Here is a 15,379-nt window from a genome sequence, read left to right as displayed (position 1 = left end):
TTTTCACTACCGACCTTATTATACAGATAAGTACCAGATATTCCTAGTCTCGTCTGAATTTATTTTTATTTTATCTACTAAATCCTTTATAAAAACATCCTACGAACAATACGACGAAGAAAACAAGTGCTATCACACGCTTTTTCCAATCAATGTTTTCATTAAAACCTAATCGACTAGACGGTACGCCAACGACCATCATCACAAGTAATCCACCTAATGCACCACCAAAATGCCCCATAATATCCACACCTGAATCAAATAAATTCATAACTAAATTCATGAGTATAAGAAGAGTCATATTGCGTGACATGTATTTAATACCAGGATGATGTTTATAAATCTGACCTAGAATAATAAATGCCGCAAAAATTCCAAAAAGTGACGTACTCGCTCCTGCTGAAATAGAATTAGATGAACCAAAGGCAAAACTCCATAAATTACCAAAAATTCCACTTAACATATAAACAAGGAAAAATCGAGTGTGACCAATTAAAGGCTCTAAAATACGGCCTACAAAATATAGTCCCAACGAATTTAATAATAAATGGAAAAAACCAATGTGGACAAAAATAGGCGTCACAAGTCGCCAAAACTCGCCATCTAAAATAATGGCTGCATGGGTCATAGCACCAAATTGATATAATATTCCCACATCTTCTGATCCAGAATAAATCCCTTGTTTTATACCAACAAGTTCCATCAAAATAAACACCACTATTTGAATGGCTAAAAACGTATACGTAAAGTATGGGCCTCTTTTGAAATGCATCCAATAACTTGTATTATATTCCCTCATAAAGTTCCCCCTTATGTGCACAAATTAATGCATCAACTAACTTATCATGTTCTTCTATTTCTAATTCTTCTAATAACTGTTCATCAAAAACCAAACTAATGGTATGACCTTTAAAATCAGTTAAATATCGGTCATAAAATCCGCCGCCATAACCTATACGTTTGCCTTCTTGTGTAAATCCCACCCCTGGAACAATCATCAAATCAATTGATTTTTTATCATAGAGTTGACTGCCCACTGGCTCATACACGCCAAATGGTGTTAATTCTAACGCAACGTCATCATGATAGGCATAAAAATCCATCTCACCACGCTTTTTTGTTTTCGGAATAACAATCGTTTTTCCTTCTAAAAAAGCTTGATTCATCAATTTTATTGTATTAAATTCATGCGTCATTGGGTAAGTCGTGGCAATCACATTTGCTTGTCTCCACTGGTCAGTTTCATATAAACGAGACAGCATATCCTCTTCTAAGGCATGTTTTTTATCTTCTTGTGTTGCTAGATGCTTTAATTTAGCCAATATACCTTGTCTAATCGCTTGTTTCATCTCAACACCCCCTTAAACAATATACCAAAATATTATAACACAAGTTATTTGTAAACTTTATCTAAATAGTCTATTAAAAATATTTTGATGCAAACATTATAATTTTTTAAAAATTTTTAGTAAGACATCAAGACTCTCATTAAATTCTTTCATATCTTTTTGAGTTAAACGACGAGACAAGTCCTCTTTTAAATCTGTGGTATCGAATGGATTTTTTTGCAAATACATTCTACCGTTTTCTGTAATTGAAACATGCGTAACACGCTTATCTTGTTGGCTCACTACTTTTTCAACAAATCCGTGTTCGAGTAATTGATTAATAATGCGCGTGGTTTGTTGTTTCCCAAAATAAAAATCCGTCGCTATTTCTTTCATCGTAAGAGAGTTGACTTTTGTGAGTCCTAATAAACAATAATAACTTTCATACGTAATATTCAGTTCATTTTTTTGTTTGATTCGTCTTTCGACATTAAAATGCCAATATGGTAATAGTTTTAGTAATTTATTTGAAATATCATCCATTTTTCATCCTCCTAAATTGACTTTTTTATCCTCTTCATGATACCTTATTAGTACATATTTGTGTACTAATAAAATGGAGATGACTGATTCATGCTAACTAAACTAACCACACATATACAAAAAAATTTTCATAACAATTTGATTGATTATACGAGTAATTTACTTTTTATCTTACTATTTACACTGATTTTCGGTCAAGAAAATCTTCTTCCCATTGTTGCGTTAAGTGTTGGATTTTTAATGTTTCCAAAAATTAATTTTGGTGTAAAAGATAGCGTTCTGACACTCACCAACTTATTACTCTTTCCTTTAGGTGGGATCGTATCCCAATTGCCACATGATAGGCCACTTGGTTTATGTGTTATTTACGCTGGGTTTACGTTTCTGATTTTATTATTAACTGCTGAACCCATTGTTTTTCAGTATTCAATCCCTTATTTAATAAATTTTTTATTCTGTCAGGCAACACCTGTAGAGTCATCAAATGCACTAAACCGAATCATTTGTTTGCTTGTAGGAAGTATTGTACTAAGTGTATTAGCTACTAAATCAACTAAAAAACAACCTTTAAGCAACTCACAACTTACACTAAAAGAACAAATCACTCGCTCACTAACACATCCTTTTTATTTGTTCAAGATGACGTTAAGTGTCTCAATAGCGATGACAATTGCGATTTTACTCCATGCACCTAAGCCACTTTGGATTAGTATTGTGGCGATGTCATTGACTGAAATTCATTTCAGTGAAACGGTCAAAAAAACACGCGAACGCATTATTGGAACAACGTTTGGCGTGATTGTCTTTTATTTGTTTTTAGTTAAACTAATTCCAACACCTTATGCCATTGTCTTTATTTTAACAGTAGGATTCATCAGTTACTTTTTAGTTGACTATCAACACAAAACGGTTGTTAATTCGATTGCTGCCATGAATGCAGCACTCGTTATTTTCCCAAGTGGTATCTCGATTGCTAACCGATTTATCGGATTATTTATTGGAATCGTAATTGCTATGATAGTCGCAATGATAGGTCACGTGCTTCAAAAACTAATCATAAGATAGAGAAAAGCTACAGTCATTATCAAAATGGCGTAGCTTTTTTAGTTTATTTACTCTTCTCTTTTCTCATTTGCTTACTTCTAAGTTGACCACATGCTGCATCAATATCAGAGCCAAATTCTTGTCTGACCACACAATTAATGCCATTTTTCTTTAAGATATCATAAAAAGCCAATGTATCTTTTTTTGTACTTCGTTGATACAAGTCATGTTCTTCCACTGTATTATAAGGAATCAAGTTGACATAAGTGAGTTTTTTCTTATCTTTCAATAAGTCTGCCAATTGTTGGGCATGCTCTGGTGTGTCATTAACCCCTTGAAGCATAATGTATTCAAACGTGATACGACGATTGGTTTCTTTTAAGTAATAATCCACTGCATCCATTAAACGCTCTAATGGATACGCTCGATTAATTTGCATGATAGATGTGCGTGTGTCATTATTTGGCGCATGAAGTGAGATAGCCAAATTAACTTGTAAGCCATTTGTCGCAAACTCCTTGATTTTTGGTACAAGACCACTCGTTGAAACGGTCATATGTCTTGCTCCTATTTGTAACCCTTTTGGATCATTCATAATGTGTAAGAAGTTCATAACATTGTTATAATTATCAAACGGCTCACCAATTCCCATGACCACAATATGACTCACCCTCTCGCCTTGCCCTTGTTTGTCTAGGTAGTGCTGCACTTTCATAATTTGAGCAACAATTTCGCCTGTTGTTAAGTTACGTTGTTTTTTTAGTAACCCACTCGCACAAAACGTACAACCAATGTTGCACCCAATTTGTGTCGTCACACAGACAGACAAACCATACGCTTGACGCATCAACACTGTTTCAATCATATGATGGTCTGGTAACTCAAATAAATATTTTATCGTTCCATCTTGACCTTCTTGAACGACTACTTCTTTTAAAGGATCTAATACAAAATGTTCTTTTAATAATTCAATTGTTTGTTTTGATAGATTACTCATCTCTGAAAAATCAGTCACTCGTTTTTCATATAACCATTGCCACACTTGGGCTGCTCTAAATTTCTTTTCACCATTTTTCACAAACCAGTCAACAAGTTGAGGTTGTGTAAAATCATAGATTGATGGTTTCATTATTTATTCCTCTTTTCTACTTTGTACACTTAATCACTATATAGGATTTAAGTCTAATTTGCAATGACAAACTCACTATCCATGCACAACAAAAAAAGCAAAAGAACGAATTGTTCTCTTGCTTTTACTTTATTGATTTATAGCATGTAATGCTTGTTTACTTAATTGTTCTAATCTCTCTGATAATGCTTGAGCCGTTTCTTGTGAATACACAATCGTTTCAACTGGTGTTGAAACAAAATCAAGTAATTTCACAGCTTGCCATGTATCTCCTTGCTTTTCGATTGTGATCTGTGGGTGTACACTTGTTGCCCCACACGCATCCGCAACTAAAAAAGCAACCTCATAAGTAGTCTCATCTAATTTTCTTAAACGATAATACCCATCATGAATAAACTGTTTGTCTGCTGATAAATGTTGTGTCAACACATCCATTTCTTCTTGTGTCATATTCACACGCCTCCTTTATTAGCCTTGATTAGTTAGTAAAGTTATCAAAGTAGCCTTGAATAAAGACAATCGGTGTTCCTTTGTCTCCACTACCTGACGTTAAATCTGATAATGAACCGATTAAGTCAGTTAATTTTCTAGGTGTTGTTCCTTGTGCTTCCATTAATCCTGTTAAGTCATCTGCTTTTGAATCAATGTGTTTTTTGATGGCTTCTTCTAATGCTGCTCCACGTAAGTCAGAGAAGTTGTTGTCCGCAAGATATTTTAACTTCACTTCATTTGGTGTGCCTTCTAAACCTGATGTGTATGCAGGAGACACAACTGGGTCAGCTAATTCCCAAATTTTTCCAACTGGATCTTTAAACGCGCCATCACCATAAACCATGACTTCCACTTGTTTACCAGTCAACTCTTTTAGTTTACGTTGGATATTATCCACTGTTTCTTGCGAGTTTCTTGGAAATAATTTCACACCATCGTCTGTTGATTTGTTTGAACCAAGTAAGCCATATTGCTCGTTAAAGCCACTTCCATCAACCGATTCAGATAAGACATCGTCCAATGTGTACACTTTTTCCGCACCATTTTGTTCTAAGATGCGTTTTGTACGGTAACGTGTGTGAATATCACATGTTAAGATATTTTTTGTATAAGATAAAATCGTTTTAGGCTTTTGAGAGAAAATGACTTCACACTCAGCACCTTCTGCTGCGATTAATTCTTTATAGTATTCAATATAGTCAACACCTGTAAAGGTATGTTTTTGATAACCAAATAGCTCTCTAAATTCTGTTTCAGTTAACGTATCTGTCCAAGGATTCACTCCTTTTTCATCTAATGCGTCAAGTGAAATCAAATGATTTCCCACTTCATCTGATGGATAACTTAACATTAAGACAATTTTTTTGCTTCCTCTAGCAATACCACGTAAACAGTTTGAAAAACGATTACGGCTAAAGATTGGGAAGATAACCCCAACTGTCTCATCATTAAATTTTTGACGAATATCTTCTGCAATTTGATCAATCGATGCATAATTTCCTTGAGCTCTAGCAACAATCGATTCTGTTACAGCCACAATATCTTTGTCTTGAATTGAGAAGTTTCCTTCTTTAGATGCTTCAATGACACTGTCAATAACGATTGATTCTAAATCATCACCTTCATTAATAATTGGACAACGTAATCCCCTTGATACAGTTCCAATGATTCTTGACATAATTTTACTCTCCCTCATGAATACAACTCATTTTTAATTTAGTTCCATAAGTACTATACAGTGTTTTAAGCGACAAGTAAAATTTAGACGCTAGAAAAAATAAAAAAAGATGATTAAACGGGTATTTAATCATCTTTTTTACTTTTAATTGATTAAGTCTTTAGCCAATACAAAAGTATAATCTTGGCTTTTTAAAAACTTAATGACATTTTCCAAACTATCTGCTGAGTCTTGATGGATGTCATGCATCAACACAATACTATGAGGCTGTAATTCTTTTTTAACTTCCCCTAGAATAGCTGTAGGATTATGTGTTTTCCAATCTAATGTATCGATATTCCACAACGCAATGGACATATTTGGCTCAACTTTTGTCACACGCTCATTATATGCCCCATATGGTGGACGAAGAAGCGTTGGTTTTTCACCTGTTAGTTTTTCTATTTTTTGATTGGTTGAATCAATTTCTTGCTTGATACTTGCTTCATCTAATTTCGTTAAATCCTTATGATCATAAGTATGGTTCCCAATATCATGTCCTGCTTCATGAATTTTTTTGACAACATCTGGGTAAGTGTCAACCATTGAACCCAACATAAAGAACGTAGCCTTAATATTGTATTTTTTTAACGTATCTAATATTTGCAATGAACTGGTATTGTTTGGTCCATCATCAAACGTTAACGCCACTTTTTTATCATCGTTTAAAAGAGTTGGATCATTTTTAATAACCTCTTGCTCTAGAAGTGATAACTGACTAGCATACGTTTTTTTGAGTTTATCATTTTTTAACTCGCTAACTGCTTTATCTAACTTTTTATATTCATCAGATGACGGAACAGTTTTAATCTTATCTTTTTGAATATAAGTTGCCATCTCTTTATCAAGGGTTGCTAACGCTTGATTTTGAGTCGTCACTTCTTTCAGTCCTTCTTCAAGAGCTGACTTTTGCTCATCTTTTGGTAAAGCACTTACCTGTGATGTTAAATCATCCTGTAAAGTAGAAGAAACACTTTTTGTCATGGCTAGATTTTTAACCAACGTATTTTTTCTAAAGGGTGTTGTACCAAAGATATCCCTCATCTCTTGAGAGACTTTTATTTTATGTTGAACCAATTGAATCGCTTTTGAATCTTTTTGCAATTCAGTTAACAACTGACTTTTTTGATGCTTTACTTTTCCAGAGATATTAGAAATCTCATCCACTTTTTTGATACTTGTTTCAACCTGTTCTTGCGCTTTATTGGATGTGGTTAATAAATCTTTGCTAGTAACATAGTTTTCTAACGTATTATGAGCAAGCGAATTTAGTGACTCATCAATCATCTTTTTTTCACTTGTCACACTAGCCAATGTTTGTGATGCTTTTTTATCTAACGTCATACGTCGAACTAAAAAAACGACCTCTACAACCAAAATAAGTAATAAAAAAATTAATATGAATTGCTTTTTTCTCTTTTCAGCCAATTTTAAAATCTACACCTTTCTAAATATACCAGTTCTATTCTAACAGTAATTCTAAAAATTGTTTATTATTTTCCCGACTTTCTTACAACAAAATACGTAGGTTTACTTTATTTTATCAAAATTACATAACATTTTATTACTTTTTGTTCATTTATTTAAATATTATCACTTTTCATTTTTTAATATTAACAATCAAGTGACCAGTTAAACAGTTATGTTTCTGGTTAAGATAACATGAATTATCCAACTATCAATACAAATAACGGCACTTTTTTTAAATAACTATGATAGAATAGTGAGGCATAAACTATCATGAGTAGGAGGAATTTATAATGGACATTCAAGATTATATGAAAGAATTTATTGATACTTTTTATGACAATATACATACCATCCAACAAGGAAAACCAATCGATATTATTCCAGAAAAAACAATCAAACAATTACAAACTTTAAACTTTACTGAAGAAGGACGAGACCTATCTAGTTTACTCACAACTTTAGAAGAAAGTGTCTATCCTTTTAGAAATGTTAGTGAACATAAACGAAATTTTGCTTTTATTCCTGCACCCGTTGTTGATATTTCAAAATTAGGTGACTTATTTGAATCATTTTATAACCCAAATGCTGCAGGATTTTATTCTAGCTCTGGAACAGCTGTCATCGAAGAAGAAATGATGGCTTATTTATGTGAAAAAGCTGGATATAATCCCAAAAAAGCAAGTGGCACATTTTTATCAGGTGGTTCAATGGCCAATCTAAATGCCACTATAGCTGCCAGAGATAAATATTTATCGTTAGATGACATCACAAGAGGTGTGGTTTATATTTCTGATCAGGCACATCATAGTGTCCATAAAGCACTTCACGTGATTGGTATTCCAGATGAAAGAATTCGTCGTGTAAAAACAGATGACCAATTAAAAATTGACCCAACAGTACTACAAGAAACAATCAAAGCTGATAAAAAGAATGCATTACATCCATTTATCGTCATTGCGACAGCTGGAACAACAAATGCGGGGGTGATTGATCCATTACCTGAATTGGCTAAAATTTGTAAAGAAGAAGATATATGGCTGCACGTGGACGGAGCATTTGGCGCATCGGTTTTATTATCAACAAGTCACACTCACTTACTTAAAGGGATTGAACAGGCTGATAGTATCACGTGGGACGCGCATAAATGGCTCTTCCAAAGTTACTCTTGTGCGATGTTATTAGTAAAAGATAAAACCGATTTATTGCGAAGTTTTAGTGAAACGCCTGAGTATTTAGAAGATGCTTCTGAAAACGAGCACATCAATACATGGGATTTAGGACTTGATTTATCTCGTCCAGCTCGTGGCGTGAAGCTATGGTTATCTATACAAGCACTTGGAACGAAAAAATTAGGTGACACGATTGATTACGGAATCAAACTAGCTGAATACACTGAGTCTGTCGTGCGAAACACACCAAAACTAGAGATTATCACACCAGCTCAAACAGCGATTCTGAACTTTAGATATCACCGTGAAGGCTTAAGTGAAGAAGAATTAAATTCATTCAATACAGCCCTTTCAAATATGATTGCTAATCAAGGTTTTGCTCAAATTTTGACAACAAAACTTCAAGGGAAAACGGTATTACGTATGTGTACCATATCGCCTGAAACGACACAAGAAGACATTGATAAAACAATCGAACACATTTCTTCTTGTATAGAAAAATTAGAAACTAACTAAAAAATAAGCCGAACACGATAACTTAAAACGTCGTGTCCGGCTTTTATTATTCAATTGATAAGAGTTGTAGATGATTGACTCCTGTTAATTTTTCTAGTTCTGCTAAGAGTTCATTCACTGACACTGATAGTTCTTTAATATCAATCCCCATCACAACGGTTGCTGTATCTTGAATGGGAATATTTTGATTAATAGTTAACACATTTCCACCTAACTCTGACAGACGGTTTAATACAGAAGACAACAAGCCTTTTTTATCGGTTAAGTTAAATGAAATGAGTGTTTTTCTGATTTGTGCCGTTTTATCAGCGACAAACACATGGTCTTTGTACTTGTAAAACGCACTTCGAGATAGGCCAACTTCATTGACAACCTCACTCACATGTTTAAAATCTCCTGAATTTAATAATTTTTTTGCTTCGATTACCTTTGAGAAAACCTCAGGTAATACGTCTTGATTGACGATTAAATAGTTCTGTGACATACTTCTGCTCCTTTATAGTCCACTGATAAATCAAGAGCCTTCCATTTATGTTTCAACGTGCTGAGTGATATGTTTAATCCTTTCAAGTCAACTTGTGACGTGAAAACGCCCATTAATGTTGAGCCACTACCAGAAATATAAAACCCTTTTGCTCCTGATTCTTTTGCGATATTTTCTACTATATCATATTCGTCAATTAATGTTTTGCGGTATGGCTGATGAATGCCATCATCTAAAAATTTATCCAAATTAGCCGCATCTCCTGTTTTTAATGCGTCTAATAAAAACAATAATTTTGCTTGATTGGCTACCACTGTTTTTAGTGGATAACTTTCAGGTAACGCTCCTCGTGCGACTGATGTTTCCAACGTAAAATCGGGAACAAAAGCTACAAATTGATACGACTCATCAACTGGATAATGTTGGAAAAAAATATCGTCATTCATTTGATAAGAGGCACTTAATCCCCCTAATAAAGCAGGTACCACATTATCAGGGTGCCCTTCAATTTGAGTACAATACTTCACCAACTCATCTTGGCTTAAATGAAGCTGATGCAACTCATTGGCTGCTAACACACCTGACACGATACACACTGCACTACTACCCAAACCGCGTGCAAATGGAATATCACTATCTATCTGTAATTTAATTGGTGTCACAGGTCGTTTTAAGTCATCTAGCACGTATTTGTATGACTGATAAATTAAATTATCTTCTGTCTGAAACGCCACAGGACACCCTGTAATCTCCAACTTGTCTGATAATTCAACCTCGCACTCACCATAAAACGTCACAGCTAGCCCTAATGTGTCAAACCCGACACCGACATTGGCAGATGTTGCCGGAACTTTAATACGAACCATTAGGACTCACCTACCTGTTTAATAATAATATCCTTCATCTCATCAATATCAATGACTTGATTATGTAAAATTGGCGCATTTTTTAAGTCTTTCAACTGACGTGGCGCATAGACGTTTGTTTTTTCTTCTAATTCATCAATTAGTTTGAATTCATCTTGCGCGCTATCAATCGCAAGTTCTGGAATGTCTTTACTCACTTCTTGGACAAATTTGTACGGAGAAGCTGTTGATAAAATCACGGTTTTTTCTTTCTTCTCATGACTATTTTCCAATACATAGGAAGCCACTGCTGTATGCGGATCAAGTAAATACCCTTTTTCGTTATACACTTTGTCAATTTGCTCAGCCACTTGTTTATCCGTTGCATATCCCGTTCCAAATGTTTCTTGGATCGTGTGTAATAAATCATCAGAAATTTTGAATTTCCCTGTCTTTTTTAATTGATTCATCAAGTCAGCAACGTAATTTGCATCCCCTCCACTTAAATGAAACAGCATTCTTTCTAAGTTTGATGAAATTAAAATATCCATACTTGGTGAGCTAGTCTTTTTAAACTCACGATTGGTGTCATATTCACCTGTTTTTAAGAAATCATATAACACGTTGTTTTCGTTTGAGGCACAAATGAGTTTATTGATTGGTAGCCCCATTTGTTGTGCGTAATATCCGGCTAAAATATTACCAAAGTTTCCTGTCGGCACAATGTAGTCGATCTTTTCACCTAGTTTAATCTCACCTATATTAACAAGTTCTACGTATGACGCAAAATAGTAAACCACTTGTGGAATCAAACGACCAATGTTTACTGAGTTCGCACTAGAGAATTCAATGTGATGCTCTTTTAGTAACGCCACTAATTCTTCATCATGAAATAAACGTTTCACATTACTTTGCGCATCATCAAAGTTTCCGTTAATTGACACAACTGACACGTTTCCTCCATCTTGTGTTTGCATTTGTTTTTCTTGAATGGTTGATACCCCGTTATTGGGGTAATACACAATCATATCCACCAATGGATCATTTTTAAACCCTTCTAAAGCCGCTTTACCAGTATCACCACTTGTAGCGGTTAAAATTAATCGTTTGTTGGTATTATGTTGTGTTTTCGCTGACAAATTTACTAATTTTGGCAACAGTGATAAGGCAACATCCTTAAATGAACATGTTGGCCCGTGGAATAATTCTAAAACATAATCATCGCCTACTTTTTTTAGTGGCGTGATTTTGTCATCGCTAAACGTGTTTGTATAAGCCTCTTTCACACATTTCTTAATGTCATTTTCTGAAAACTCATTGAAAAACTGAGTGATAACTAGTGAAGCAATCTCTTGATAATCTTTATCTAAAACAGTCGATACGTCTAAATTCACCTCATCTAAGTTAGGCAAAACAAACAACCCTCCATCAGGACTTAACCCTGCTAAAATCGCTTGACTAGCGGAAAATTGAATCGTTTTATTTCGTGTACTTTGATATTTTTTTTCCATCATAACACTCCTTGTCTTTCATTTTAGTCTATGATACAATGTTCACCATATAAAAACAAGTGTATTTTACAGGAGGACTTATTATGAAAATTGCCATACTTGGTTATGGGACTGTTGGTTCAGGTGTTTATGAAATTTTACAGAAAAAAAATTTAGCAAAATCAATTAGTGTAAAAAAGATATGGTCACGACCCAAAAAAAATATCAATATTCCTAATTTTTGTCCAGATATCGACGACATTATAAACGATAAAGAAATCGAATTAGTCGTTGAAGTTTTAGGTGGCATTGATGTGCCGTTTGATTTAATCTCTCGCATGTTAAAAAGTAAAAAACATGTGGTCACTGCAAATAAAGCCGTTATCGCAAGACATTATGACGCATTAACGGATTTAGCAAAAGAAAATGGTGTGTCACTTAACTTTGAAGCAAGTGTTGGTGGTGGAATTCCATGGATTAAAAACGTGGAATTAGCTTCAAGAATCGATTCTATTTCAAAATGCTATGGTGTTTTAAATGGCACATCAAACTTTATCTTAGATACCATGTTAAAAGAAGACCAAGATTTTGGTGATGTATTAAAAGAAGCCCAAGATTTAGGTTACGCAGAATCTGACCCAAGTGCAGATATTGATGGCTTTGATGTGTTAAATAAATTAATTATTTCTGCTAGAAAAGCATTCAATAAAAAACTCGATCCAAATGATTTCTTTGTTCACCCAATGAAACACATTACAAAAGACGATATTCATTACTTCAAACAAAAAGGCCATATTCTAAAATACATCGGTGAAATTACGCATGACGAGGGTATTATCTCGTTACATGCTGTACCAGAAACATTTGTTGAAGCAACCATTCCAAGTAACAATAATATCGCTAGTCTTGAAGGAAAAACAATTGGAACATTAAAATTCTACGGACAAGGTGCAGGTAAATTACCAACCGCTAATGCCGTTGTTCAAGATATTTTAGATATTTCAAAAAATATGTCGTATCTAGGTACTGATAATGACGGAAATAGTGTTATAATTGATACCAAACAAAATCACTATACATTCGTTATCCGAACAAACGAATCAGTTGATGCTAATTTAATTAAAGAAACAGATGGCGACTACCTTATCACTCATCCAATCACTTTATCTGATATCAAAAAGCAAACACAATTAAAAGACGCTCTTATTGTGAGAGTGATTACTCAGGAGGACTGGCATGATTAAAGTAACAAAATTCGGCGGAAGTAGTGTTGCGAATGCCACTCAGTTTAAAAAAGTTAAAAACATTATTGATAGTGATCCAACAAGAACAGTTGTGGTCACAAGCGCTAGTGGAAAAGAACAATCAGATGATCATAAAATAACTGACTTATTATATTTATGCTATGAACATAAACGATATGGGATGCCATTTGATGATTTATTTCAAATGATTCGTGATAAATTAACTAGAATTGAGAGCGAACTTGATTTAACCTCTAATATCTCTGAAGATTTAGACTTTTTATATGCTAAAATGCAAGATTCTATTGATATAGACTATTTAGTCAGTCGTGGTGAATATTTAACAGCTAAATTATTAAGCAATTATTTAGGATTTAAGTTTATTGATGCAAAAGACATTATCATCTTTAAACCAAATGGCCAAATTGATGAAAAACGCTCATGCAAAGCCATTCAAAATCATTCTGATAAAATCGTCGTACCTGGTTTTTATGGGGCTTATCCTGATAAGTCCATTCACTTGATGTCTCGTGGTGGCAGTGATATTACGGGAAGCTTTTTAGCTAGCGCAATGGATGCTGTCTGTTATGAAAACTGGACAGATGTGTCTGGTATTTTAAAAGCCGATCCAAGAATCGTGAACAATCCAAAACAAATTGAAACCATTACCTATGAAGAATTACGTGAATTAGCCTACATGGGAGCTAATGTTATCCATGAAGAAGCGGTTAATCCTGTTAGAGAAAAAGGGATTCCTATTCATATTTTAAATACAAATGATCCTGATAATCATGGGACAGTAATTACAGCTAAAGACGAACAAGAAAAGCGTCAAGCAATCACTGGTATTACAGGTAAAAAGGATTTTTCCATTATCACAGTAGTGAAATCCCATATGTCCAATGACTTTGGTACCATCAGAAAAGCATTAGAATGCATGGAAAAATACCGTATCATTGTTGAACATATTCCAACTGGTGTGGATTCATTTTCTTTAGTGGTTGAAACAGCAAAATTAAAACCATTTTATTATGAAGTTATCTCTGATTTAAAAGCGAGTACACAAGCAGATAAAGTCAGTGTCATTCACGATTTCGCCCTTATTGCGATTGTGTCTCGTTTTATGAAAAACAAAACAGGTATGAGTGGTCGTTTATTTAGCTCTCTTGGAGAGCAACACATCAATATCTCACTGATTTCTCAAACAAGTGATGAGTTGACCATTATTATTGGTGTTAAAAACGAAGATTATAATACGACCATTCAAACTATTTATTATGAATTTGAAGGAGACGATAGTTTATGAGCGAGTTAACTGTAGCAATTTTAGGAGCCACTGGCGAAGTTGGAAAAGAGATGTTAAATTCTCTGTTAGAACACCAGATTCCCATTAAAGAATTAAGATTATTTGCCTCTAAACGAAGTACTGGACAAAAAGTTGCGTTTGGTGACAAAGAATTAGTAATCGAAACATTAACAACAGACTGTTTTGAAGGAATTGATGTTGTCTTATGTGCGTTAGATGACGATATTGCTCGTATCTACCTGCCTGAAGCCAAAAAACAAGGTTGTTTAATTATTGATAATTCAAGTATTTATCGACTAGATGAAGACGTACCTTTAGTTGTACCAGAAGTGAACCCTGATGATATTTTTACCAATCAAGGGATCATTGCAAATCCTAACTGTTCAACAATTATTGCACTTGTTGCCATTGCCCAACTACACAAAAAAGCCACTATCAATTCAATGATTGTGTCAACTTACCAAGCTGTTTCAGGTGCTGGTAAACAAGGGATTGAAGAACTTGAAACTCAAGTCGTTGATATTTCTGAAGGAAAAAGTGTGACTCCTCATGTCTTCCCTTATCAGATTGCCTATAATTTAATTCCGCAAATTGGTGGATTTAATGCTGAAGGGCATTCAAGCGAAGAAATGAAATTACAAAATGAAGGACGTAAAATCCTCCATCATCCAACACTTGATGTAACATGTACATGTGTGCGTGTTCCTGTCGTTCGTTCGCACTCAGAAGCGATCACTCTTTTCTTAGATAATGATTTGAGCGTTGAAGAAGCCCGTCAAATCATTAGCGAAACTGATGGCGTGAAGTTAGTCGATGACTTAGACAACCAAGGTTACCCAATGCCACTTGATACATCTAACCAAGATTTAGTTTATGTTGGGCGTATCAGAAAAAGTAAAGTCGGTAATCAATCAGTCATAACTCTGTGGTGTTGTGGGGACCAAGTAAGAAAAGGTGCTGCAACAAATGCCGTACAAATTTTAGAACACTACATAAAGCATTCTAACTAAACATACTGGCTTGTGTTTGTAAAGATAAAGAGATTTGACTAATTCATGATTTTATTTTGCCGAGTTTGTACTATCATAATAAAAGAGGCTGTA

At 34.3% G+C, this 15,379-nt stretch carries 15 protein-coding genes; 5 read left to right on the top strand and 10 right to left on the bottom strand.

All coding sequences use genetic code 11. The features are described 5' to 3' along the window. Positions 1-70: 70 nt before the first annotated feature. From MN187_RS04230 to MN187_RS04220, 3 genes are all read right to left on the bottom strand, one after another. The gene (locus MN187_RS04230; protein WP_233519144.1) at positions 71-799 is read right to left on the bottom strand and encodes a rhomboid family intramembrane serine protease; all 729 of its coding nucleotides are present in this window, start codon (positions 797-799) and stop codon (positions 71-73) included. Beyond that, positions 786-1,349, bottom strand: coding sequence for a 5-formyltetrahydrofolate cyclo-ligase (locus tag MN187_RS04225; protein ID WP_117972169.1), 564 nt, complete (start codon positions 1,347-1,349; stop codon positions 786-788). The genes MN187_RS04230 and MN187_RS04225 overlap by 14 nt, the downstream gene beginning before the upstream one ends. A 96-nt stretch (positions 1,350-1,445) precedes the next feature. Continuing rightward, positions 1,446-1,871 carry a MarR family winged helix-turn-helix transcriptional regulator gene (locus MN187_RS04220; RefSeq protein ID WP_117972168.1) on the bottom strand — a complete coding sequence of 142 codons (426 nt, stop codon included), beginning with the start codon at positions 1,869-1,871 and terminating at the stop codon, positions 1,446-1,448. A 90-nt stretch (positions 1,872-1,961) separates the two neighbouring features. On the opposite strand from MN187_RS04220, the gene MN187_RS04215 reads away from it, so the two are divergent. Next, positions 1,962-2,936, top strand: a complete 975-nt coding sequence (locus MN187_RS04215) for an FUSC family protein (RefSeq protein WP_117972167.1) — start codon at positions 1,962-1,964, stop codon at positions 2,934-2,936. A 43-nt stretch (positions 2,937-2,979) separates the two neighbouring features. Here the strand turns inward: MN187_RS04215 and rlmN are convergent, their stop codons facing one another. The 4 genes from rlmN to MN187_RS04195 all read right to left on the bottom strand — a co-directional run bounded on the left by rlmN (position 2,980) and on the right by MN187_RS04195 (position 7,180). Then, a complete protein-coding gene (rlmN, locus tag MN187_RS04210; protein WP_117972166.1) occupies positions 2,980-4,047 on the bottom strand; it encodes a dual-specificity RNA methyltransferase RlmN in 1,068 nt (355 codons plus the stop codon). A 126-nt stretch (positions 4,048-4,173) separates the two neighbouring features. Further along, positions 4,174-4,494, bottom strand: coding sequence for a hypothetical protein (locus tag MN187_RS04205; protein WP_117972165.1), 321 nt, complete (start codon positions 4,492-4,494; stop codon positions 4,174-4,176). A 28-nt stretch (positions 4,495-4,522) separates the two neighbouring features. Then, on the bottom strand, positions 4,523-5,713 hold the full coding sequence (locus tag MN187_RS04200; protein WP_117972164.1) for a coenzyme F420-0:L-glutamate ligase: 1,191 nt from the start codon (positions 5,711-5,713) through the stop codon (positions 4,523-4,525). Positions 5,714-5,857: 144 nt separating this feature from the next. Beyond that, positions 5,858-7,180, bottom strand: coding sequence for a polysaccharide deacetylase family protein (locus MN187_RS04195; protein WP_117972163.1), 1,323 nt, complete (start codon positions 7,178-7,180; stop codon positions 5,858-5,860). Between the two features lie 332 nt (positions 7,181-7,512). Here MN187_RS04195 and MN187_RS04190 point away from each other — a divergent pair, with 332 nt between their 5' ends. Then, positions 7,513-8,907, top strand: coding sequence for a pyridoxal phosphate-dependent decarboxylase family protein (locus MN187_RS04190; RefSeq protein ID WP_117972162.1), 1,395 nt, complete (start codon positions 7,513-7,515; stop codon positions 8,905-8,907). A 46-nt stretch (positions 8,908-8,953) separates the two neighbouring features. Here MN187_RS04190 and MN187_RS04185 read toward each other — a convergent pair whose 3' ends face one another. Genes MN187_RS04185 through thrC form a run of 3 tightly spaced genes read right to left on the bottom strand, consistent with a single transcriptional unit; the run spans position 8,954 to position 11,747 of the window. Then, positions 8,954-9,391: an ACT domain-containing protein gene (locus MN187_RS04185; protein WP_117972161.1), complete on the bottom strand. Its 438-nt coding sequence runs from the start codon at positions 9,389-9,391 to the stop codon at positions 8,954-8,956. Then, positions 9,373-10,257 (bottom strand): homoserine kinase, encoded by an 885-nt coding sequence (thrB, locus tag MN187_RS04180; protein WP_117972160.1) that lies wholly within the window; start codon positions 10,255-10,257, stop codon positions 9,373-9,375. Before thrB ends, MN187_RS04185 begins: the two co-directional genes overlap by 19 nt. Then, positions 10,257-11,747 carry a threonine synthase gene (gene thrC, locus MN187_RS04175; protein ID WP_242094424.1) on the bottom strand — a complete coding sequence of 497 codons (1,491 nt, stop codon included), beginning with the start codon at positions 11,745-11,747 and terminating at the stop codon, positions 10,257-10,259. Before thrC ends, thrB begins: the two co-directional genes overlap by 1 nt. An 83-nt stretch (positions 11,748-11,830) precedes the next feature. On the opposite strand from thrC, the gene MN187_RS04170 reads away from it, so the two are divergent. From MN187_RS04170 to MN187_RS04160, 3 genes are read left to right on the top strand one after another with little or no spacing between them, the layout of a single operon-like run. Beyond that, positions 11,831-12,970 carry a homoserine dehydrogenase gene (locus MN187_RS04170; RefSeq protein ID WP_242094422.1) on the top strand — a complete coding sequence of 380 codons (1,140 nt, stop codon included), beginning with the start codon at positions 11,831-11,833 and terminating at the stop codon, positions 12,968-12,970. Next, positions 12,963-14,276: an aspartate kinase gene (locus MN187_RS04165; protein WP_242094420.1), complete on the top strand. Its 1,314-nt coding sequence runs from the start codon at positions 12,963-12,965 to the stop codon at positions 14,274-14,276. The genes MN187_RS04170 and MN187_RS04165 overlap by 8 nt, the downstream gene beginning before the upstream one ends. Beyond that, positions 14,273-15,286 carry an aspartate-semialdehyde dehydrogenase gene (locus MN187_RS04160; protein ID WP_242094418.1) on the top strand — a complete coding sequence of 338 codons (1,014 nt, stop codon included), beginning with the start codon at positions 14,273-14,275 and terminating at the stop codon, positions 15,284-15,286. Before MN187_RS04165 ends, MN187_RS04160 begins: the two co-directional genes overlap by 4 nt. Positions 15,287-15,379 lie beyond the last annotated feature (93 nt).

Origin of the sequence: Vagococcus sp. CY52-2, assembly GCF_022655055.1 — a bacterium.
GTDB lineage: Bacteria > Bacillota > Bacilli > Lactobacillales > Vagococcaceae > Vagococcus.
The sequence above is the reverse complement of the archived record's forward strand: the minus strand, read 5'-3'. Positions and strand labels throughout refer to the sequence as shown.